A 21,376-nucleotide genomic window follows, 5' to 3' on the forward strand; every position below is an offset into this window, starting at 1 on the left:
CCCCGATCGCTCGGGGAGGTGTTGTTTTTTCGGCGAACAGGTTTTCCGCTCAGAGCAGGTCGAAACGGTCGGCGTTCATCACCTTCGTCCAGGCGGCGATGAAGTCGCGGACGAATTTTTCCCTGTTGTCGTCCTGCGCATAAACTTCCGCATAGGCGCGCAGGATGGAGTTGGAGCCAATCACGAGATCGACACGGGTCGCCGAATATTTGGCTGCGCCGGTCTTGCGATCACGGATCTCATAGAGATTGTTGCCGGTCGGAACCCAGGAATAAGCCATGTCCGTCAGCGTCGTGAAGAAATCCGTCGTCAGCGCACCCGGCTTGTCGGTGAAGACGCCGTGCGCCGCACCACCGTAATTGGCGCCGATGACGCGCAGGCCACCAATGAGGACGGTCAGTTCCGGCGCGGTGAGGCCGAGAAGCTGCGCGCGGTCGAGCAGCAGCTCTTCGGGGCTGACCACATAGTCCTTCTTGACCCAGTTGCGGAAACCATCCGCCAGCGGTTCAAGCGGCGCGAAGCTGTCGGCATCCGTCTGTTCGGCGGAAGCGTCACCACGGCCAGCCGCGAAAGGCACGGCGATGTCGAAACCGGCCGCTTTCGCCGCCTGCTCCACACCGTAATTGCCGGCCAGAACGATCACATCGGCGATGCTTGCGCCGGTTTCACGGGCGATCGGCTCAAGAACCGAGAGCACGCGGGAAAGACGGGCGGGCTCGTTGCCTTCCCAATCCTTCTGCGGTGCCAAGCGAATACGTGCGCCATTGGCGCCGCCGCGTTTGTCCGAGCCGCGGAAGGTGCGGGCGCTGTCCCATGCGGTCGAAACCAGATCGGCAACCGAAAAACCGGAAGCAGCGATCTTCGCCTTGACGGCAGCGACATCGTAGCTCGTCGAACCTGCCGGGATCGGATCCTGCCAGATCAGGTCTTCAGCCGGAACATCCGGGCCGATGTAACGGGACTTCGGCCCCATGTCGCGATGCGTCAGCTTGAACCATGCGCGGGCGAAGACCTCGGAGAAATGGTCCTGATCATCCTTGAACTTCAGCGAAATCTCGCGGTAGATCGGATCGACCTTCAGGGCCATGTCGGCATCGGTCATCATCGGAATGGTGCGGATCGAGGCATCCTCGACGTCGACCGGCTTGTCCTCTTCGGCGATGGTGATCGGCGCCCATTGCGATGCACCGGCGGGGCTGTGCGTCAAGGTCCACTCATGCTTGAACAGCATGTCGAAGAAGCCGTTGTCCCACTTGGTGGGCTCGCTCGTCCACGCGCCTTCGATACCCGACACCACGGTGTCACGGCCGATGCCGCGACCCTTGGTATTGATCCAGCCGAGACCCTGATATTCCGGGCCTGCAGCTTCCGGATCGGGGCTGAGATTGGCGGCGCTGCCATTGCCGTGCGACTTGCCGATGGTGTGGCCGCCGGCGGTCAGGGCAACGGTTTCCTCGTCATCCATGCCCATGCGGGCAAAGGTTTCGCGCATCTGCGCCGCCGTCGCCAGCGGATCGGACTTGCCGTTGACACCTTCCGGGTTGACGTAGATGAGGCCCATCTGCACGGCGGCAAGCGGGTTTTCCAGTGTCTCGGGCTTGCTCACATCGCCATAACGGCCGTCGCTCGGCGCCAGCCATTCCTTTTCATCACCCCAATAGGTGTCTTTTTCCGGCGCCCAGATATCTTCTCGGCCGAAGGCGAAACCGAAGGTCTTCAGACCGGCGACGTCGTAAGCGATCGTGCCGGCGAGCGCGATGAGATCGGCCCAGGAAATCTTGTTGCCGTATTTCTTCTTGATCGGCCACAGCAGGCGGCGGCCCTTGTCGGTGTTGACATTGTCCGGCCAGGAATTGAGCGGTGCAAAACGCTGGTTACCGGTGTTGGCACCACCGCGACCGTCGGTCACACGATAGGAACCGGCGGCATGCCAGGTAACGCGCGCCATCATGCCGACATAGCTGCCCCAGTCGGCCGGCCACCATTCCTGGCTGTCGGTCATCAGGGCGCGCAGATCGGCCTTGAGGGCTTCGACATCAAGGGTCTTGAGCGCTTCACGATAGTTGAAGGAGGTGCCGAGCGGATTGGTCTTGGTGTCGTGCTGATGCAGGATATCGAGGTTCAGCGCGTTCGGCCACCATTCGGTAACCGATTTGCCAGAGGCCGTATTGCCTCCATGCATGACGGGACACTTGCCAGCCGGTTTTGAAGTTGCGTCCATTTCGCCCTCCGATGGGTTTAGCAATTAAACGAAATAATCAATTCGACATGTGCAGCATGCTGGAATTCTAGCCCGCGACGGACCCTGGGAAAACCCCGCAACGACGCTTCTGATCTTTCACAGCTACAGCCTCTTTCTGTCATGACGATGACTAACAGCCGGGTTCCATAATTTCCAATTGTATATTCTAAAGGCTGCGATATGCTGAGCTTATGATTGCGCTCTCCATGAAACATCTTCGTTATTTCGACGCGCTGGCCAAGATCGGCCATTTCGGGCGCGCGGCGGAATCCTGCGCCATTTCCCAGCCCGCGCTGTCTTTGCAGATCCGCGAACTGGAGGAACTGATCGGCGCGCCGCTGGTTGAACGGGGCAGCCGCCAGATCCGGCTGACGGCACTTGGCGAAGAATTCGCCGAGCGCACCCGCGCGATCCTGCGGTCGGTGGACGAATTGCAGGATCTGGCGCGCGCGGGGCATGGCCCGCTCAGCGGCCGCCTGCGCATCGGCGTCATTCCCACCGTCGCGCCCTATCTTTTGCCGCAGGTAATCAAGACGCTGACCCGGCACTATCCCGGACTGGAGGCACGCCCGCGCGAGGCGGTAACGCAGAAGCTCATCGAAGACCTTCTGGAAGCCCGGCTCGACATGGCGATCGTTGCGCTGCCCGTCTCGGAACCCGCTCTGGAAGAAGTTCCGCTGTTTTCGGAGGAATTCATTCTGGTGCGGCCGATGGAGGATGCCGGCATGCCGGTTCCGAGTGCCGACAAGCTGGGTGAAATGCGCCTGCTGCTGCTGGAGGAAGGCCATTGTTTCCGCAACCAGGCACTCTCTTTCTGCAGCACCACGAATGCGCCGCCGCGCGTGCTGATGGAGGGCAGTTCGCTTTCCACGCTGGTGCAGATGGTCGGCGCGGGTATCGGCGTCACGCTCATTCCGCAGATGGCGGTCGATATGGAAACGCGGCAATCCACCGTCTCGGTGTTTCGTCTGGCGGAACCGCGCCCGTCGCGCACCATCGGCATGGTCTGGCGCAAGAGCAATCCGCTTTCGGCGCAGTTCGCCCATATTTCCGAGATCGTCCGCGAATGCGGCCTTCAGAAACTCGGCCTCGTATCATGATGGCTCGGCCGGATGATCGCGCACATCGCAATGCGCGCGACCAGAGATGTGGCGGCTGACTTATCGCGATGCCGCCCCTGCGTGTCTGTCGGTCCATTCCGGTGGTGCGCCGAACTTGTCGGCCACCATGCCCTTCAAGCCGCGTGACCGGCCATAGGCGTCACATTCGACATATTTCGGTTTCCCGCCCAGAGCGGACCGAATGCGATGGCCGGAGGGAATGGAGAGGTTCAGCCCGTCGGAAACCTTGCCCGTCACCAGAATGCGCGCGAAATAATTGGAGAAATCGGCCGCAAGTCCATAAGCATCGCCGATTTCCGATACACGGGGATCGCTGGTGATGGAATTCGCGCCCTTGGACCAGATGGCTGCCGCACGCTGGACACCGGTGTTATCCACCGCTTCCGCCTCGACGGCGAGACCGCCGAGCCCGAAGGGCAGACGCGGCACACTGACCGGCAGGACAAAACTGCTGCCGAGCGACACCGCCGTCGATACCCCCGCCATGGTCTTGTCGGTCGGCACCAGATCGGTGATGACGGTGCGCACCGTCATGTCCGCCGGCTGGCCAAGCGCGGCGATGCGGTACTTGTCGCTGAGCGCCACGCAGATGGCACGATCAAGCGCGTTCGAGACAAGCGCGCGGTCCTTTTCCGATGTGACGCGCGACGAGGCGGCGAAGGAAAATGTGGTCGGCACGATGGCAACGGTTTTTACCGCGGCCAAGCCATAGGCGTCCACGAAGCTCCGCGATTTGGTGAACTTGCCCTTGGCGGGGCTCAGTTGCGCATAGGAGGTCAGCGTGCCGCCTTCCTTGAGCGGCACGGAGGTGCAGCCGGACATGATGATGGCGAAGGGCAAGGTCGCAAAGGCGATGCCGCGGCTCCGGGCCGCCTTATCGCCGGAAGCCCGGGCAAACAGATTCCACTGCTGTTTCACTGCATATACTCCGGTTGGCATGGTTGAACCCCCGCCCACACGGTACGACGGCGAAAATTGCGGCAACATTACAATTACGCCTCTGTATGACATTCAGGACGGGCTCAAAAACGCAACCGGAAGGTGCTTCCGAAGGCGCTGCTGTCCAGGAAGATTCGCCCGTCGTGATTGGCGACGATCTGCTTGACGAGGCTGAGCCCAAGCCCTGCCCCGGTGCTGCGCGGCGTGATGCGGTAAAAAGGCTCGAAAATCCGCTCCTGCTGGTCTTCGGCTATTCCCCGTCCCTCGTCGGAAATCGCGATTTCGCCGTTGGCGAGAACCGAAACATGGATCGCCCCACTGTTTCCACCGTGATCGATGGCATTGCGCACGATATTGCTGATGGCGCGCGGCAGGGTGAACGGGTTGCCCTGCACCTCGTATCGCGCGCTCTGCGTCTCGAAGGAGATGTCATAGCCCGCCGAGAGCGCAAGCGGCGCAAGATCGGCGACGACGGTGCGTGCCATCTCGACAAGGTCCACCGTCTCACGCCGGTCGTTCACCTGATCGTTGCGTTCGAAGGCCAGAAGCTGTTCGGTGGTTTCCCCAAGCCGCGCGACATCCTCCATCAGGCGTTGCTGTTCCGGCCCGGGCAAACCCTCGATCCGGGTCTGCATGATGGCAATCGGCGTTCGCAACTCATGCGCCGCATCGATGAGAAAACGCTGCCGCGCCCGAAACTGCTCCTCCAGCCGTTCGAGGATGCTGTTGAAGGCAATGATCAGGGGAACGACCTCGCGCGGCACATCGTCGACGGGAAGCCTCGCGCCCGGCCGGCGCGGATCGATCTCGGGCGCCTTTTTGACGACGGAACTGAGGCCGGAGAGCGCCTGGCGCACGATGCGCGGAACCGAGAAGAACACGGCAGGCAAAATGACGGCCAGCAGGGGAACGTAAATCTTGTAGGTTCCGGCGAGAAGCGTCAGAAACTGCCCGCTGACATGCGTGGCTCCGCCGAACATGACCCTTACGGGACCGAGGTTCGTCTCCATGCTTTCAACCAGGGCGACCTCGACGATACCCTTTCCGCCGCGAATATCGGCATCCGTCATCAGATGCAGATACTGCGACAGTTCCTCATAAACGGCAGGTACGGCGCCATAGGTCGCCACCTGCCCGTCCAGCGTGGAAGCCACAAACCAGAGCGTTGAATTCTCCGCCTTGAGAGTTCGCAATGCCGGGCCTTCGGCAATGACCAATCCTTTTTGCGGATCGAGCGAAAACGTCCCGTCTAGTGTCGCCGACAGGTCGTCCCAGAGCGCAATATTGGGCGAAAGCATCGTCACGCCATAAAAGCAGAGACCGATGATGACCACGGCGATCATGGCGGAGACGACGACGCTGAGCTGCCAGCTTAATTTCCACCACAATGACGGATTGGACTTGTCCTGCGCTGTCATGTCTCTTCCTTCAGCAGATAACCGATGCCGCGAATATTGTGCACGCCGACCCCGGCCGATGCATCGAGCAGGCGTTTTCGCAGCCGCGATATATGCGCATCGAGCGCATTGGACTGGATTTCCTCTTCGTAATTATAAACCGCCGCCTCAAGCGTGGAGCGCAATACGGATTTGCCCTTCCGTTTCGCCAGCGTAACGAGAACCAGAAGCTCGCGTCTCGGCAGGTCGAAGGGAACCGAATTGATCGTGACGCTCAGATGAAGCGGGTCGATGACGATGCGGCCGGCGGTAATCTCGGCCGGCGCGAGGTTGGCCGGCCGTCTTAAAACTGCGCGCACCCTTGCCAGCAGCTCTCCGATGAGGAACGGCTTGCCGAGATAGTCGTCGGCGCCGCCATCCAGCCCGGCGATCCGCTCTTCCGGCTCATTCATGGCCGTCAGCAGAATGATCGGCGTATCGACGCCGGCGCGGCGCAACTGCGGAATGAAGGCAAGGCCCTCCCCGTCCGGCAGGCGACGGTCGAGCAGGATGGCGTCATAGACATGCTGGCGCGTCAGTTCCATGGCGTCGCCGAGCCACATTGTATGGTCGATGACAATGCCCTGCCTGCCAAGCGTTGCCGTCAGCGCATCCGCCATTTCCTTTTCGTCTTCGATCAACAGAAGTCTCATGCGTCACCGTCCCTTCGCCTTCCCTTGTCTGCCAGAAAGGTTGCGGCAGTATTGCGGCAAGGCGGCCGCGGCAGGGTAATGCTGCTGCAATTATAGGCGCTTATCCCTAAGCCATCAGCCTGCAGGACAGGCAACATGACCCAGCGGTCACAGGATATGAGTTTTGCCTGGAGGATTACGGTATGTGGATGAAGAGAACGATCAAGGCGGGGATGGCGCTTGCGGGCTGCGCCCTCGTTGTCACCGCTCTCGATCCGGCGCGCGGAAACGTCGATGCGAATGAGCGTATCAAGGATATCGTGGCGACGACCGCGATGAGCCCGGCCGGCATTCCTTTCGAACTGACGTCGGCGGAAATATCGAAGATCGGCGCGCGCCCGATGGCGGAGCGGCTCAGCATCAGCGGCGAGCTTCAGCCGGTCAACCGCGTCGTGATCCGCGCCCGTGAGGCCGGCAAGATTCTCGAAATGAATGTCCGCGACGGACAGGCGGTGCGGGCGGGCGATGTGCTTGTGCGTTTCGAAACCGACGATTTGCAATCGACACTGCTTTTACGGCAGAGCGACCGGGATGCGGCCGAGGCGGAGCTGACGCTGGCGATGCAGGCCCTGACCCGAACCGAACAGCTGGCTGCAAAAAACATCACCTCGGCCGAACAGCTCGACAAGGCGAAAAGCGACGTCGTGGTGAAAACGGCAAGGGTTCAAAGTCTTTCAGCACAGGTGGACATCGCCCGGATCGCCCTTCGCAACGCCGAAATTCGTGCGCCATTTAGCGGCACCATCACCCGGCGGCTGGCGGAGGCGGGCGCGCGTATCGGCGCGGATGGCGAGCTGCTCACGCTGGTCGATACCAGCGTGCTGGAAGCGAAGGTCCTTGTCGCCACCCGCGATATTCCACGCGTCGCACGCGGCCAGACGGCGGAACTGGAGATCGACGGCCTCGCCGGCCAGATCGTCAAAGGCACGGTCGAGCGCGTCAGCCCGGTTGCCGAGGATGGCACACGCGTCGTTGCCGTCTATCTCAGGCTTGCCAATCGTGACGGGCAATTGTGGGGCGGAATGTTCGCCAGCGGATCGATCCTGCTGCGTGAAAAAAACGATGCGCTTGTCGTTCCCGCCATCGCGCTGCGCAAGGACGAGACCGGTTACCACGTCCTCAAGGTACAGGACGGCCACCTGCGCCGTCAGACGGTTGCCGTGGGGTCACGCTGGAACGGCGACAGCCTGGTCGAGATCGGCGCGGGCCTTGCGGGTGGCGAGACGATCCTGACGGCGCCGCTTCCCGAATTGCGGCCCGATATGGCCGTCACCATCGACAAGGCAGGTTGAGATGTTTTTGACCCGCATATCCGTTGCCCATCCCGTCTTCGCCACCATGATGATGGTGGCGCTTCTGGTCATGGGCGCCTTTTCATTGCAGCGGCTGGGACTGGACCAATATCCCAATGTCGACGTTCCCGTCGTGGTGGTCGTCACCGCCTATCCCGGCGCAACGCCGGAGACGGTGGAAACCGAGGTGACGCGCCCGGTTGAGGACGCGCTGAACGCCATCGGCGGCCTCGATGAGGTGACATCCACCTCTTATGAAGGGCGTTCGGTTGTCGTCGCGAAATTCAAGCTCGAAGTCCAGAGTTCGGCCGCCGCACAGGAGGTGCGCGACAAGATCGCCACCATCGAGGCGAATTTCCCGGAGGACGCCAAAAAGCCGGTCATCTCGCGGTTCGACCCCGCCGCCGAGCCGGTTCTGTCGCTGGCGATCAGTTCCACATCGCTCGATGTGCCCGCACTCACCACCCTTGCCGACCAGAGAGTGGTGCGGCAGTTGACGACCGTTGCCGGCGTCGGGCAGGCGACGCTGGTGGGCGGTCGCAAACGGCAGATCGACGTCACAATCGACGAGACACGCATGCGCGCGCTCGGCATCGGTATCAACGAGGTGGTGGACGCGCTGCGGACCGGAAACGGCAACAGCCCGGCCGGCAGCGTCGTTGATCCCGTCTCCGAACGCACCATTCAGGTGCAGGGGCGCATTGAGGAACCGCAGGCATTGCTGGATATGGTCGTGGCAAGGCGTGGCGGCGTGGCCATCCCGCTTCGCGACGTCGCCAGGCTTTCGCAAGGGGCTGCCGATGCCGAAAACCGCGCCCTCTATAATGGCCAGACGGCGCTGGCGATCGACATCGTCAAGGTGCAGGACGCCAATACGGTTCAGGTGGTGAGCGACGTGCGAAAGCGCCTCGATGCGCTCAACGCCGAACTTGCCGCGCAGAACGTGCAATTGCGTATTGTCACGGATACATCGGTCCCCATCCGGGAATCGGTCACACAGGTCCAGACCACGCTGATCGAAGGTGCGGCGCTTGCCGTCGCCATCGTCTTCCTGTTCCTCAATTCCTGGCGTAGCACCGTCATCACCGGGTTGACGCTGCCGATCGCGATCATCGGTACGCTCACCGTAATCGATTTCCTCGGTTTCACCCTCAACACGCTCAGCCTGCTGGCCCTGACGCTGTCCATCGGTATTCTGGTGGATGACGCCATCGTGGTGCGCGAAAACATCACCCGCCATCTTCACATGGGCAAATCCCATCTGCGCGCCGCACTCGAAGGCACCAACGAAATCGGGCTTGCGGTGATCGCGACGACGGCGACGATCGTGGCCGTGTTCCTGCCGGTTGCCTTCATGGACGGAATCGTCGGCCGGTTTTTCTACCAGTTCGGCGTCACCGTTTCCGCTGCCGTGCTGATCTCGCTTTTCGTCGCCTTCACGCTCGATCCTATGCTATCGAGCGTCTGGTATGATCCGGATGCGCAGGCCGATGCGAAGCGGGGGCCGATTGGCCGGCTGATCGCCCGTTTCGACCGTGGCTTCGAATGGATGGCCGGGCAATACCGGCGTGCGATCGGCTGGACCTTGCGCCACCGGTTCATCACCCTGCTTGCCACGGCCGGGATTTTTATCAGCAGCCTGTTCATGGTGCCGCTGGTGGGCACGGAATTCGTTCCGAATGCCGATGAGGGCCGCTTCCAGATCAATGTCACCGCGCCGGTCGGTTCTTCGCTCGATTATACGACGGCGAAGCTCAGGCAGGTCGAGAAGGCGCTCAGGGAATTTCCGGAGGTCGAGACGCTTTATTCCACCGTCAATACAGGCGGTGCGGCCGGCAAACATCGCGCCGCCATTCTCGTGGGGCTGGTGCCGCTTTCGGCACGCACGCAGACCCCGCTTTCCCTTGCTGAACCGGTCCGCAAACGCCTGTCGGCAATCCCCGGTATCGAGATCAACATCCTGCAGAACGGTCTTGGCGGCGGCGAAAGCCCGGTGCAGCTCAGCATCCTCGGTGACGACCGGGCCGTCCTCGAAAAAATCGCCGCCGGTCTGGTGGAGGATATGAAAAAAATTCCCGGCCTGGTGGATGTGACCTCCAGCGCCAAGGATGTGACCGCAATCCTGTCCGTCCGACTGAAGCCCGCCGCGGCAAGCGATCTCGGCATTGCCAGGGCCGATCTAGCTGCCGCCCTGTCTCCCCTCATCGGCGGCGAGGATGTTTCTAAATGGACCGATGCAAATGGCAACAGCTACGATATCGTCATTCGCCTGCCCGCCGAGCGGCGCTCCGATGCGGCAAGGCTGGGTGACCTGATGATCGCGACCGGCCGCACGGGACCGACCGGTGCGCCGCAGATGGTGCGTCTGGATCAGGTCGCCGATATCGCCACCGTGCCGGCGCCGGCCGAAATCCGCCGTATCGACAATCGCCGCGAAATACTGGTATCGGCCAATATCGCCGGCCGCACGCTTGGCGACGTGACGGAGACCCTGCAAAGCCTGACCGCCGGCCGCGATCTGCCGGAGGGTTACCGCATCCGCTTCGGCGGTGAGGCCGAAACCATGCAGGAGACCATCGGCCACATGGTCACGGCGCTCAGCATGGCCGTCATCTTCATCTATATCGTGCTCGCCTCGCAATTCGGCAGCTTCCTGCAACCGCTCGCCATCATGGTGTCGCTGCCGCTGTCGCTCATCGGTGTCCTCATCGGCCTCATGGTGGCTGGTAGCACCATCAACATGTTCTCGCTGATCGGCTTCATCATGCTGATGGGCCTCGTCACCAAAAACGGCATATTGCTGGTCGATTTCGCCAATCGCGAACGACGGCGGGGGCTCTCCCTCAACGAAGCGCTGGCAAATGCCGGCGTCATCCGCTTCCGCCCGATCATCATGACGACGCTTGCGATGATCTTCGGCATGATCCCGCTCGGCCTCGCCGTGGCCGGGGGTGGAGCGCAGCGCGCGCCGATGGCGCATGCGGTGGTTGGCGGCCTCATCAGTTCCACGCTGCTGACCCTGATCGTGGTGCCTGCGATCTTGTCCTGTATCGACAGCATCACGCGGCGTTTCGCCCACCTGCTGCCAAAGGCGCCGGATGCGGCGAGCGACGCGGACCCTGCGCATCACCCGGCCCAGTGACTTAATGCCCGGCGGCGCGGAAGCCGGCGGCGCGAAAGCCGCCGCTAGTTGCCCTCCTTCGTTCGGCCTTTCTTTTTGCCTTTGGGCTTGAAATCAACCAACAGCGATTTCAGCTCGATATCGCGAACGCGCCTTGCCGCCTCGTCAGGGCGCACCCATTCCAGGAGGCGTTCGCCGCTTTCCTTGAAAAGCGCATCGGCCTCCGTCACCTCGATCTGGAACACGTCGACCATGCAGGGCACGACATCGCCATCATCGAGCATCTTGAGATAGGTATAGCGACCGATGGCGTCCTTTCTCACCCGGCCGCGCACGCCCGCCTCCTCCCATGCCTCGATGGCCGCCGCCTGATGCGGCTTCTTGCGTTTCATCGGCCAGCCGCGCGGAATGATCCAGCGTCCGCTGGTCCGGGAGGTCACAAGGAGGATTTCGACATCCCCGCCATTGCCGGCATAACGGAAGCAGAGCGCGGCATATTGCTGCCGAAAAGCACCGGTGAAGAGCTTTTCCGGAACAGCAGCCAGCTGCTGAAGCAATGTGAGTGGACGGGCCGGGCGGGTCTTCCGGCGTTTCTTGGCGGGTTTCATATCCGTTGATAGTGCCGATTTTCCGGGTTGCATCAATGCCCCGCGTACATTTATGACAGTTTTATGACAATCACCCCCCACAACTAATAAAGCGCCATTGAGGGCCAATTCGCATGATGAGTATTTTTCGCAAGCTGATGCCGCGCGAGGACCGTTTCTTCGACATGTTCAGCAAACATTCCGAAACGGTCATCAAGGCGGCTGAAGCGCTTGACCATCTTTTGAGCGGCGTCGACGTCGAGAAGAACTGCGACCTCATCGTCGCGCTGGAACACCAGGCGGACGATATTACCCGCGACGTTCTGCTTGCGGTCAGGCGCAGCTTCATCACCCCCTTCGACCGGGGCGACATCAAGGACCTCATCCAGTCCATGGATGACGCCATCGACATGATGCACAAGACGGTCAAGACCATCCGGCTTTTCGAACAGAGCGAGTTCGACCCGCTGATGAAGGAGATGGGCCACGAAATCGTCCGCGCGGCCGGCCTCATCGCGGAGGCCATCCCGCTTCTCAACAAGGTCGGCACGAATGCGCATCGCCTGTCGTCCATCGCCGAAGAGGTGACCCGCGTTGAAGGCCGCTCGGACGAACTTCATGACCTCGGTCTCAAGGACCTCTTCCGCCGCCACGGCGCGAGCGGCAATGCCATGGCCTATATGATCGGCAGCGAGATCTATGGCGAACTCGAAAAGGTCGTGGACCGCTTCGAGGATGTAGCCAACGAGATCAGCGGCATCGTGATCGAGAACGTCTGATGGATGTCGCACTTGCCCTGCCGCTGCTTGTCGGCCTCATTGCCATCGCGCTGTTCTTCGATTTCCTGAACGGCCTGCACGACGCCGCAAACTCCATCGCCACCATCGTTTCCACCCGTGTGCTGCGGCCGCAATATGCGGTCGCCTGGGCGGCATTCTTCAATTTCATCGCCTTCCTGTTCTTCGGCCTGCATGTGGCCGAAACACTCGGCACCGGCATCATCGATCCGGCCATCGTGTCACCGCAGGTCATCTTCGCGGCGCTGATCGGAGCGATCGTCTGGAACATCGTCACCTGGATTTTCGGCATTCCCTCCAGCTCGTCGCACTCGCTGATCGGTGGTCTCGTCGGTGCGGGCTTTGCGAAGGTGGGCTTTAATTCCATCGTCTGGTCCGGCCTGCTCAAGACCGTGGGCGCCATCTTCATGTCGCCGGCCATCGGCTTTTTCCTGGCGCTGCTTCTGGTCCTTGCCGTGTCGTGGCTGTTCGTTCGGCAGACGCCTTTTGCGGTCGACCGCACCTTCCGCGTCATGCAGTTCATTTCCGCCTCGCTTTATTCGCTCGGCCACGGCGGCAATGACGCTCAGAAGACCATGGGCATCATCGCCGTGCTGCTGTTCAGCCAGGGGCATCTCGGCGAAAGCTTCTACGTGCCCTTCTGGGTGGTGATTTCCTGCCAGTCGGCCATGGCGCTCGGCACGCTGTTCGGCGGCTGGCGTATCGTGCACACGATGGGATCGAAAATCACCCGGCTCAATCCGATGCAGGGTTTTTGCGCCGAAACCGGTGGCGCGCTGACCCTGTTTGGCGCCACCTGGCTCGGCATTCCCGTGTCCACCACCCACACGATCACCGGCGCCATCGTCGGTGTGGGTGCGGCCCGCCGCGTCTCGGCGGTGCGCTGGGGCCTTGCCGGCAATATCGTCATCGCCTGGATCGTGACCATGCCGGCCGCGGCACTCATCTCCGCCGCGGTTTATGGGCTGACGTCGCTGTTCGGCTGATAGCTGCGGATTGCCACTCTCCCGGAACAAAAGCCGCCCGGTGGCTGTTGTTCCGGGGGACCAATGGCGAAACGGACAGCAAAATGGCACGGCAGGTTTTCTGGAAGGGTTATCTGAAGCTGTCGCTGGTGACGGCCTCCGTTTCGCTGACGCCCGCGACCACCGAGGGCAACAAATACACCTTCCACATCCTCAACCGCAAAACCGGCAACCGCGTCGAAAGCCGGTACGTCGACAGCGTCACCCACAGGCTGGTCGCCGCGAAAAACCAGGTGAAGGGTTTTCCCCGCGGCGAGGACGATTATGTGCTGCTGGAGGATGACGAGATCGATGCTGTGGCGCTGGAAAGCACCCGCACAATCGACATCAAGACCTTCGTTCCCAAGGGTTCGATCGACTGGATCTGGTACGACCGTCCGCATTTCCTGCGCCCGGAAGACAAGATCGGCACTGAAGCCTTCAGCGTCATTCGCGAAGCAATGAGGGCGAACGATGTTTTCGGCATTGCGCGGCTGGTGATCTACCGCCGGGAACGGGCAGTTTTGCTCGAACCGTCCGGCAAGGGCATCATCCTGTGGACGCTGCATTATGGCGAGGAGGTGCGTGAAAGCATCGATGCGCTGGAGCCGAAAATGAAGATTGACCCGCCGCTGCTGGAAGCCATGGAAAAACGCATCGGCAAACAGGTGACGGAATGGAAGCCGGCTTTGGTGCAGGACCCCATTCAGAAGAAGATCAAGTCCCTGCTCAAGTCCAAGGGAGAGGAAGTCTCCTCCTCCAAAAAACCAACCGGCACAAAGACGCGCACGGGCGGCAATGTCATCAACATCATGGACGCCCTGAAAAAAAGCCTTGCGAGCGAAAAAAGACGCTAGAGCGTTTTGCTTTGCCGGCGGAGACCGCGATCAGTTTTCGTGAAAATGCATGAGAGGATCGCGGTCCTCAGTTCGCCTTTTTCGGCAGCGGTTCGGCCGCGGCAAAAAAGCCATCCCAGGGGTCTTTCTTCAGGGCGGAAAGGCGCGCACCGATATTGCTCACGGTGAAGTGGGCCGGGCCGATCTCGGCCGTAAGCTCCGACCATTCCAGCGGCGCGGAAATGGCCGCACCCGGACGGGCGCGCGTCGAATAGGCCGCAACCGCCGTATTGCCTCGGCCATTGCGCAGATAATCGATGAAGATGCGGCCCTGCCGTTTCGCCTTGGTGGCGACGGATAGATATTTTTCCGGCTCCGCCTTCGCCATATCCGCCGCCATGGCTTTGGCGAAGGCGTTGACGGCAGCCCAGCCCGCCTGCGGTTTCAGCGGCGTGACAACATGCAGCCCCTTGCCGCCGGATGTCTTGACGAAAGCGGCAAGGCCGGCCGCCTCGAAACGCCGTTTCAGTTCGCGCGCCGCCTCGATCACCGCTTCCCAGGCCACGTCGTCACCGGGGTCGATATCCATGGTGATCATGTCCGGCTTCTCCCAGTTGGCGGTGGTTACGCCCCATGGGTGAATTTCAAGCGCGGCGGATTGCACGAGCGCCATCATGCCATCGAAATCGGTGATGCGGATCAGCGGTTCGCCGCCCTTGTCCTTGGGATCCTTGATCTGCTCGATCGCCTTGTTGATGCCGCGCCAGGCATGTTTCTGGAAAAACCGCTGCCCTTCTATGCCCTCCGGGCAGCGCAGCAGCGCCAGCGGCCGGTTGACGACGAAGGGCGCCATGTGCCGCCAGACCTGCGCATAATAGTCGGCAAGCCCCTCCTTGGTGACGCCGTCATCCGGCCAGTAGAGCCGGTCCGGATGAGTGAACTTGATCTTCGATAACGGCGCATTGGTATCCGACACGGCCTTCTCCTCCCGCTCAATGTCTTCTGCCGGCTTGTCTTCGCGCAGGCCCCGGAAGGATGCGTGGCGCAGATTGCCATCTCCCGACCAGGCGCGAAACTCCACTTCCGCCACCAGTTCCGGCTTCACGAAATGAAGATCGCGGCGGGCAAGCGCGGTCAGCCTGTTGCCGAAGGGGCTTTCCCTGCGTTCCAGTGGCGTCAGGCGGCCGAGCAGCATCTCCGCCGCCTCCCCCGTAAAACCGGTGCCGACGCGGCCAACATGGCGCAGCCTGTCATTTTCATGGACACCGAGCGCGAGCGAGCCGATGGCATGATCCGACGTCGAGGAGAGCGTATAACCGCCAATGACGAATTCCTGCCGCATCGAGCATTTGGACTTTACCCATTCGCCCTTGCGGCCGGACACATATTTGCTGCCCTTGACCTTGGAAATCACCCCTTCGAGGCTGAGCCGGCAGGCATGGTCAAGCACAAGTGCACCGCTTTCCTCGAAATGCTGGCTATAACGGAGATGGGGATCGCCCGCCGGCAGCAGTTTTTCCAGCAGCGCCTTTCGTTCGCTCAGCGCAGCACCGCGCAGGTCGCTGCCATCCAGATAAAGGAGGTCGAAGGCGTAAAAGACAAAACGGTCGCTGCGTCCTTCGCTCAGATCCTGCTGCAGGGCAGAGAAATCGGAGGCGCCGCTGTCGCGTTCGACGACGATTTCGCCATCGATCAGCACCGTTTCCACCGGCAGCGCCCGGAGCACCGCCGTCACGGCACCGCCGAATTTCTCCGTCCAGTCCAGCCCGCTGCGGGTCAGGAGCTGAAGTTTTCCCTGATCGACACGCGCCTGCAAACGGTAACCGTCAAATTTGATTTCATGCAGCCAGCGTGAGCCCTCCGGCGGTTTCGGCTTCAGCATCGCAAGCGCCGGCGGCACGAAGGGCGGCATGGCCTGTTTGCGCGCGCCTTTGGGCAGCGCATGCGCCTGTTTTTGGCCGGAGACCGAAGCGGCGGCCTTTTTCGAGACCGGCTTGGAATTCCACGTATCTTTTGGTTTGGCCGCGACCTCCTCGACGCTGCGCCCGGTCTTTACCGATTCCGGCCGTTCCTCGAGAATATCCGCACCGCCACTGTGTCTCGCCTCTTCATCGTCACCCTTGATCAGCAGCCAGTTCTCCCGGCTTTCCCCAGGTTTTCCATGCATGCGCACCAGATGCCAGCGGCCTTTGAGCTTTTTGCCTTCCAGTTCGAACTCCAGATGGCCCTTGCGATAACCCTTGCGCGCATCACCGATCGGCTGCCAGGTGCCACGATCCCAGACGATGACGGTGCCGCCGCCATATTGTCCCTTGGGGATAACGCCTTCGAAATCGCCGTAACTCAGCGGATGATCCTCCACATGCACGGCAAGACGCTTGTCCTCCGGATCGAGGCTCGGGCCGCGCGTCACCGCCCAGCTTTTCAGTACGCCGTCCATTTCCAGACGGAAATCATAATGCAGGCGGCGGGCATCGTGTTTCTGGATCACGAAGCTCGATCCCGATTTTTCAGCCTTTGTGCCTTCAGGCTCCGGCGTCTTGTCGAAACTGCGCTTGGCATTATAGGTCTGCAAGCCCATCGATCAGCTCGCTTTCCGCGAGGCCTTGCGGCCGCCCGCCGTGGCCTTTTTTCCGCTGCCGGCTCCGGCTCCGGCACTGCGGCGCAGGGCCTCCTTGAGATCGATGATATTGTCTTCCCTGCGCGGCTGCGGCCTGGCGATTTCCCGGCCCTCGATCTTGGCCTTCACCAGTTCCGCCAGCGCATCGTTATAACGGTCGCTATAATCCGCCGGATCGAATGTGCCGGCGCGCTTTTCGATGATGTGGCCGGCAAGCTCCAGCATCTCATCATCGAACTCGATACCCGGGATCGACTTGAAGACGGTGGTTTGCGAACGAACCTCGTAACTGAAATTGAGCGCCGTCGCGACAAGCGCCCTGCCGCTTGGGCGGATCAACAGAACACGGTTACGGCGAAAAAGCACTGCCTCGCCGAGTGCGGCGACATTCTCGTCCTGCATGGCCTTCGCCAGAAGCGTCAGCGCCTCCTCGCCTCCCTCCCCGGTCGGTGCAAGATAATAGGATCTGTCAAAATAAAGCTTGTCGATCCCGTCCATCGGCAGAAAGTGCCTGATGCGGATGACCTTGTCGCTTTCCGGCATCAGCTTCGCGATCTCGTCTCCCTCGATGACGATGTGATCGCCATTATCGAGTTCATATCCCTTGACCTGATCCTCGCGAAGAACCGCTTCACCCGTATCGCTATCGACATATTGCCGCTCGACACGGTGGCCGGTCTTGCGGTTGACGATATTGAACGAGATTTTTTCCGCCGAACTCAACGCGGAATAAAGGCCGATTTCACAGTTGAAATCGGCAAACGCCAGATGGCCTTTCCAGCTTGCTCTCCGGTTCATGTCCGTCGTCCCTCGCCGTCGCTGCGGGCCGGCATTTTTCCACTATGGATGTGCATCCGTGGCGCATTCCATGACAGGGCATCATACCGCCCGGCCATCGTTGCCGATCTGGCGAAACCGCATGGACACACCACACGCAAGCCTAACGATCTGCCTGCGCTCTCGTTCCATCGAACATGGGAAAGGAGGGAGCAACCGCGCTGCACGCCGTCGCATCCTTCATCAGGCGGAATGGGTCTTCCGCTTGGCGGCGCTTGCAGCCGGGGCCGGTGCCACATCCGGTTTACCGAAGAGATAACCCTGCGCCTGCGCGCAGCCCTCATCGACCACCATGCGATATTGCGCATCCGTTTCGATCCCCTCCGCCGTCACCGGCAGGTCGAGGCTGCGGCCAAGACCGATCACCGCACGCACGATGGCGCGGGCATTGTCATCCTCGCTCATGGCGGCGATGAAGCTGCGGTCGATCTTGATCTTGTCGAAGGGGAAACTCTGCAGGTTGCTGAGCGAGGAATAACCCGTGCCGAAATCATCCATGACAATGGCAACGCCGAGCGCTTTCAGCTGGTTGAGGATGATCAATGTCGCCTTGCGGTCTTTGAGGAGTGCTGCTTCGGTAATCTCCAGCTCCAGCCGGTTCGGCGAAAGCCCGGTCTGCATCAGGACCGTGCAGACGACGTGACCGAGATTGGCGAGAGAAAACTGCAACGGCGAAACATTCACCGCGATCTTCAGATGTGGTGCCCATGTGCTTGCCTGGCGGCAGGCCTCACGCAACACCCATTCGCCGAGCGAAATGATGATCCCGCTTTCTTCGGCAATCGGAATGAAGATATCCGGCGATACCACACCCCTTGTCGGGTGCTGCCAGCGCACCAGCGCCTCGTAACCGACGACCTGACCACATTCGACGGACAGGACCGGCTGATAATTCAACAGCAATTCGTTACGGTTGATGGCAAGCCGCAGATCCGTCTCAAGCTGGCGGCGCTCGCGGGCCTCCTGATCCATCAGTGGATCGTAAAAGGCCAATATGCCGCGTCCGCCCATTTTGGCGCGATATAGCGCGAGATCGGCGGCATGCATGATGCTTTCATGATCCTGCCCGTCACGCGGGAAGACGGCGATGCCGATACTGACGCCAACGGCGGTCGGATCGTCCGCGGCATTCATTTTCAGCCCGAACATCGCCAGGATCGTCTCGGCAAGCAGGCGCGCCTCGTCCGCCTTCGTATGCCGGGCGGTCAGGATGACGAATTCGTCGCCGCCGAGGCGGGCGACCACATCGCCAGCCCTTGCACATTCATCGAGAATGGCGGCGACTTTTTTCAGCACGCGGTCGCCCTCGGCATGGCCGAATATATCATTGACCGCCTTGAACCGGTCGAGATCAAGCGCCAATAGCGCGAATTCATCCTCCTCGCTGCAATGCTCGATCTGCTGGTGAAGCCGTGTCTGGAACATGGTGCGGTTGGAGAGGCCCGTCAGGACGTCATGGCGGGCGAGATATTCGATTTCACGCTGCGCTTCGCGCTTTTCCGTCAGGTCACGAATGGCCATCACCTCGCAGGGCCGGCCGCGATATTCGATCGTGCGCACGCCGAGTTCGAATACCTGCGCCTGCCCGGCGCGCTCGCGGATCGCCTCCACCGGCGCATGGCGCGGCAGATAGGCGGGCTGCCCGTCGATGGCCTTGAAGAGATCATCGGGGTTCTGCCCGATCAGCGATGCCTCGTCGCGGCCAAGAAGGCCGGCAAAACGCGTGTTCAGCTCCACGATCCGCCCGTCGCGAACGACGGCGAGACCATCCAGCGTCGCATCCACGAGGCCCTTGAGATCGACAAGATAACGATCCACCAGCGCAGCCGCGGCGGTGCTGGACAGGATCAGGAAGGTGACGCCGGAAATGGCGACGATCATGATCAACCTGGCGACATTGTCCGGATCAGGTCCGGAGATGGACGGATCCGGCGACAGCACCGTGGCCGACATGGTGGTGAAATGCAGCGCGCAGATGCCGAAGATCGCCGCGCCGGCCGGAGCGGCAATGCGCCTCCAGGAACCAAGACGATGGAAGAGAAAAAAGGCGGCAAGAAAAGCCACCCAGGCAACGGCAAAACCGCCGAGAACCGGCCCCCAGCGATAGCTGATCGTGGCGGCGACATCCATGCCCGCCATGCCGACGAAATGCATGACGGCAACCGACAGGGTGACCAGCGTTCCGACGATGACCGCACTATAGCGGGCCTGCGAACGGGCCGTGAGCGCCAGCCAGAAACCGAAAACGGCGAGAACCGCCGAAAGAGCCGTGAAGGAGAAATCATAGCCGATCGGAACCGCGCCCTTATAGGCCAGCATGGCGACGAAATGGGTGGCCCAGACGCTTAGTCCTGCAGCAAAGGCGGCAACCAGCACCCAATAGGGCTTGCGGCCCGCCGGACTTTCCTCCGCACGCAACAGAAGGTGAAAAAAAGCAAACATGCCGAGCAGGCAGATAACAGCCGCAAGAAGAACGACCACCCGGTCGTGCTGTATGGCAACGCATTCCAAAACCGTGAACATGATGCACTCTCCCAGCCTCTGAAGAACCGCTCACGGTGGCACTATGGGAGTGGTTTATTTATAAATCTCTAATGCAACTATTGATAATTGTATCAATCTTTTTTCACGCGCACAAAAGACTTCGGGCCAGCGTGCCAAGCTGTAACACTTTCGGCAAACCGGCCCGAAAAAATGATCGACCGAGGCTATTACTTCCAGCTTCGATAATCTGCCGCGGTGCATCCGAAAGGTGCCGGACCATCGGCGAAACGTTCCTGCAGATGGGCACAACCCCACTCATTGAGTGCTGCCGGCAGCATGTTGTTGATGTCCATGCCGGGCGAGTTGAATTGCGACGGAGCACTGGTGACATACCACAGCCAGTAACCGAAGACGGCGACGATGATGACGGCCACGATGGCAATGAAGGTTCCCAGCCTGCGGAGGAGGCCGGGCCCTTTCTTTATCGCGGCGCCCTCGGCCGAGGCACCCGCCTGTGTGTCATTCGCAAGCAACGGGGCAAGCGAAGCGAGAGCCAGCGCCCTCTCCCGCTCCGTAAGGTCGATCCGCTCCAGCTGATCGTCGAGCAGAACCGGCAGTGCGCTGTTTCCGTGCAGAACCGCCAGCGCCACATCATGTTTGCCGGTATGGCCAACGACGACTGGAATGCGACCCCGCTCCAGATGGGTAAAGGATTGCCGCTTGGTCTTGTTGTCCCTCACCGTATCGGCATAGGTGACGAAAAGACGGCTGCGTTTTTCGGCAACTGCCGTCAGCGCAACCGGGATAACGGTCAAAGGCGCAGGCTTCCGCAATTGCAGGCGCACCCGCAGGACACGGATGAGTGTGAACAGCATCGCGAGACCGCCGAAACCGAGCAGGGCAACAAACACGCCGAGCGTGATGATGCGGTTCCAGAGCATGTCGAGCCCCAGCGAGATCGTTGCCAGTTCCGGGTTCTTTGCGGAAACGACCAGACCGGTTTCGTAATCGCCGGAATGGAAATCGACGAACATGACCTCGACGTCCTTCTTGTAGCTGACGCCGCCATGCTCGTAGGAAAGGTCCGCCTCGCAGGTAGTGAAGATCGCCTTGCGCGTCTTGCAGCTGCCGCTGATATCGCCACTTTCGATCTCCAGCGGGTCCTTGCTGATCTGATAATCGCGCATGATGCCGGGGCCCTCGGCCACGAGCATGACGGCGAGGATCACCACAAGCACCGGAATGGAGAAATAATAGGCCGCCGGCACCGAAATGACGCCACGCTTGAGGATGAGCGGCCGCGACGGAAGTTTTATCTGTGCAAGGTTCATTGTCGTCAACGCATTCTTCGGGAGATGGGTGAGCGGA

Annotated in this window: 15 protein-coding genes; 6 read left to right on the plus strand and 9 right to left on the minus strand. The window is 61.0% G+C overall.

Annotated features, from left to right (window positions below):
• Positions 1 to 49 precede the first annotated feature (49 nt).
• Entirely contained in the window at positions 50 to 2,221 is a 2,172-nt protein-coding gene (gene katG / locus QD336_RS14995) for a catalase/peroxidase HPI (protein WP_499171214.1), read from the minus strand.
• Positions 2,222 to 2,433: 212 nt separating this feature from the next.
• On the opposite strand from katG, the gene QD336_RS15000 reads away from it, so the two are divergent.
• Entirely contained in the window at positions 2,434 to 3,342 is a 909-nt protein-coding gene (locus QD336_RS15000; protein WP_499171215.1) for a hydrogen peroxide-inducible genes activator, read from the plus strand.
• Between the two features lie 60 nt (positions 3,343 to 3,402).
• Here QD336_RS15000 and QD336_RS15005 read toward each other — a convergent pair whose 3' ends face one another.
• The 3 genes from QD336_RS15005 to QD336_RS15015 all read right to left on the minus strand — a co-directional run bounded on the left by QD336_RS15005 (position 3,403) and on the right by QD336_RS15015 (position 6,391).
• Positions 3,403 to 4,281 (minus strand): DUF3313 domain-containing protein, encoded by an 879-nt coding sequence (locus QD336_RS15005; protein WP_269343283.1) that lies wholly within the window; start codon positions 4,279 to 4,281, stop codon positions 3,403 to 3,405.
• A gap of 104 nt (positions 4,282 to 4,385) precedes the next feature.
• Entirely contained in the window at positions 4,386 to 5,720 is a 1,335-nt protein-coding gene (locus QD336_RS15010) for a sensor histidine kinase (RefSeq protein WP_499171216.1), read from the minus strand.
• Entirely contained in the window at positions 5,717 to 6,391 is a 675-nt protein-coding gene (locus QD336_RS15015) for a response regulator transcription factor (protein WP_499171217.1), read from the minus strand. Before QD336_RS15015 ends, QD336_RS15010 begins: the two co-directional genes overlap by 4 nt.
• Positions 6,392 to 6,573: 182 nt before the next feature.
• On the opposite strand from QD336_RS15015, the gene QD336_RS15020 reads away from it, so the two are divergent.
• Together QD336_RS15020 and QD336_RS15025 are read left to right on the plus strand one after the other, a co-directional pair.
• Positions 6,574 to 7,722: an efflux RND transporter periplasmic adaptor subunit gene (locus QD336_RS15020; protein WP_499171218.1), complete on the plus strand. Its 1,149-nt coding sequence runs from the start codon at positions 6,574 to 6,576 to the stop codon at positions 7,720 to 7,722.
• Between the two features lies 1 nt (position 7,723).
• Positions 7,724 to 10,864: an efflux RND transporter permease subunit gene (locus tag QD336_RS15025; RefSeq protein WP_499171219.1), complete on the plus strand. Its 3,141-nt coding sequence runs from the start codon at positions 7,724 to 7,726 to the stop codon at positions 10,862 to 10,864.
• A 44-nt stretch (positions 10,865 to 10,908) separates the two neighbouring features.
• Here the strand turns inward: QD336_RS15025 and QD336_RS15030 are convergent, their stop codons facing one another.
• Positions 10,909 to 11,451 carry an NUDIX hydrolase gene (locus QD336_RS15030; RefSeq protein ID WP_499171248.1) on the minus strand — a complete coding sequence of 181 codons (543 nt, stop codon included), beginning with the start codon at positions 11,449 to 11,451 and terminating at the stop codon, positions 10,909 to 10,911.
• Between the two features lie 113 nt (positions 11,452 to 11,564).
• On the opposite strand from QD336_RS15030, the gene QD336_RS15035 reads away from it, so the two are divergent.
• The 3 genes from QD336_RS15035 (at position 11,565) to ku (QD336_RS15045) (ending at position 14,088) form a co-directional block, all read left to right on the plus strand.
• Positions 11,565 to 12,209: a DUF47 domain-containing protein gene (locus QD336_RS15035; protein ID WP_269343273.1), complete on the plus strand. Its 645-nt coding sequence runs from the start codon at positions 11,565 to 11,567 to the stop codon at positions 12,207 to 12,209.
• Positions 12,209 to 13,213, plus strand: a complete 1,005-nt coding sequence (locus tag QD336_RS15040) for an inorganic phosphate transporter (protein WP_499171220.1) — start codon at positions 12,209 to 12,211, stop codon at positions 13,211 to 13,213. The genes QD336_RS15035 and QD336_RS15040 overlap by 1 nt, the downstream gene beginning before the upstream one ends.
• An 83-nt stretch (positions 13,214 to 13,296) precedes the next feature.
• A complete protein-coding gene (gene ku, locus QD336_RS15045; protein WP_499171221.1) occupies positions 13,297 to 14,088 on the plus strand; it encodes a non-homologous end joining protein Ku in 792 nt (263 codons plus the stop codon).
• Between the two features lie 67 nt (positions 14,089 to 14,155).
• On the opposite strand, the gene ligD is transcribed toward ku (QD336_RS15045), so the two are convergent.
• The 4 genes from ligD to QD336_RS15065 all read right to left on the minus strand — a co-directional run bounded on the left by ligD (position 14,156) and on the right by QD336_RS15065 (position 21,339).
• A complete protein-coding gene (gene ligD / locus QD336_RS15050) occupies positions 14,156 to 16,648 on the minus strand; it encodes a DNA ligase D (RefSeq protein WP_499171222.1) in 2,493 nt (830 codons plus the stop codon).
• A gap of 3 nt (positions 16,649 to 16,651) precedes the next feature.
• Positions 16,652 to 17,485, minus strand: coding sequence for a non-homologous end joining protein Ku (gene ku, locus QD336_RS15055; RefSeq protein WP_499171223.1), 834 nt, complete (start codon positions 17,483 to 17,485; stop codon positions 16,652 to 16,654).
• 222 nt (positions 17,486 to 17,707) lie between these two features.
• A complete protein-coding gene (locus tag QD336_RS15060; RefSeq protein ID WP_499171224.1) occupies positions 17,708 to 20,047 on the minus strand; it encodes a bifunctional diguanylate cyclase/phosphodiesterase in 2,340 nt (779 codons plus the stop codon).
• 188 nt (positions 20,048 to 20,235) lie between these two features.
• The gene (locus QD336_RS15065; RefSeq protein WP_499171249.1) at positions 20,236 to 21,339 is read right to left on the minus strand and encodes a hypothetical protein; all 1,104 of its coding nucleotides are present in this window, start codon (positions 21,337 to 21,339) and stop codon (positions 20,236 to 20,238) included.
• Positions 21,340 to 21,376 lie beyond the last annotated feature (37 nt).

Origin of the sequence: Rhizobium sp. BR 250 (assembly GCF_047445855.1) — a bacterium.
Lineage (GTDB): Bacteria > Pseudomonadota > Alphaproteobacteria > Rhizobiales > Rhizobiaceae > Agrobacterium > Agrobacterium tumefaciens_I.

Excerpts from the sequence above, each read along its gene's own strand:
- QD336_RS15020 (WP_499171218.1), top strand. The coding sequence starts at position 6,574 with ATGTGGATGAAGAGAACGATCAAGGCGGGGATGGCGCTTGCGGGCTGC.
- QD336_RS15035 (WP_269343273.1), top strand. The coding sequence starts at position 11,565 with ATGATGAGTATTTTTCGCAAGCTGATGCCGCGCGAGGACCGTTTCTTC.
- QD336_RS15015 (WP_499171217.1), bottom strand. The coding sequence starts at position 6,391 with ATGAGACTTCTGTTGATCGAAGACGAAAAGGAAATGGCGGATGCGCTG.
- QD336_RS15030 (WP_499171248.1), bottom strand. The coding sequence starts at position 11,451 with ATGAAACCCGCCAAGAAACGCCGGAAGACCCGCCCGGCCCGTCCACTC.
- QD336_RS15000 (WP_499171215.1), top strand. The coding sequence starts at position 2,434 with ATGATTGCGCTCTCCATGAAACATCTTCGTTATTTCGACGCGCTGGCC.
- QD336_RS15010 (WP_499171216.1), bottom strand. The coding sequence starts at position 5,720 with ATGACAGCGCAGGACAAGTCCAATCCGTCATTGTGGTGGAAATTAAGC.
- katG (WP_499171214.1), bottom strand. The coding sequence starts at position 2,221 with ATGGACGCAACTTCAAAACCGGCTGGCAAGTGTCCCGTCATGCATGGA.
- ku (WP_499171223.1), bottom strand. The coding sequence starts at position 17,485 with ATGAACCGGAGAGCAAGCTGGAAAGGCCATCTGGCGTTTGCCGATTTC.
- ku (WP_499171221.1), top strand. The coding sequence starts at position 13,297 with ATGGCACGGCAGGTTTTCTGGAAGGGTTATCTGAAGCTGTCGCTGGTG.
- QD336_RS15060 (WP_499171224.1), bottom strand. The coding sequence starts at position 20,047 with ATGTTCACGGTTTTGGAATGCGTTGCCATACAGCACGACCGGGTGGTC.
- ligD (WP_499171222.1), bottom strand. The coding sequence starts at position 16,648 with ATGGGCTTGCAGACCTATAATGCCAAGCGCAGTTTCGACAAGACGCCG.
- QD336_RS15025 (WP_499171219.1), top strand. The coding sequence starts at position 7,724 with ATGTTTTTGACCCGCATATCCGTTGCCCATCCCGTCTTCGCCACCATG.
- QD336_RS15065 (WP_499171249.1), bottom strand. The coding sequence starts at position 21,339 with ATGAACCTTGCACAGATAAAACTTCCGTCGCGGCCGCTCATCCTCAAG.
- QD336_RS15040 (WP_499171220.1), top strand. The coding sequence starts at position 12,209 with ATGGATGTCGCACTTGCCCTGCCGCTGCTTGTCGGCCTCATTGCCATC.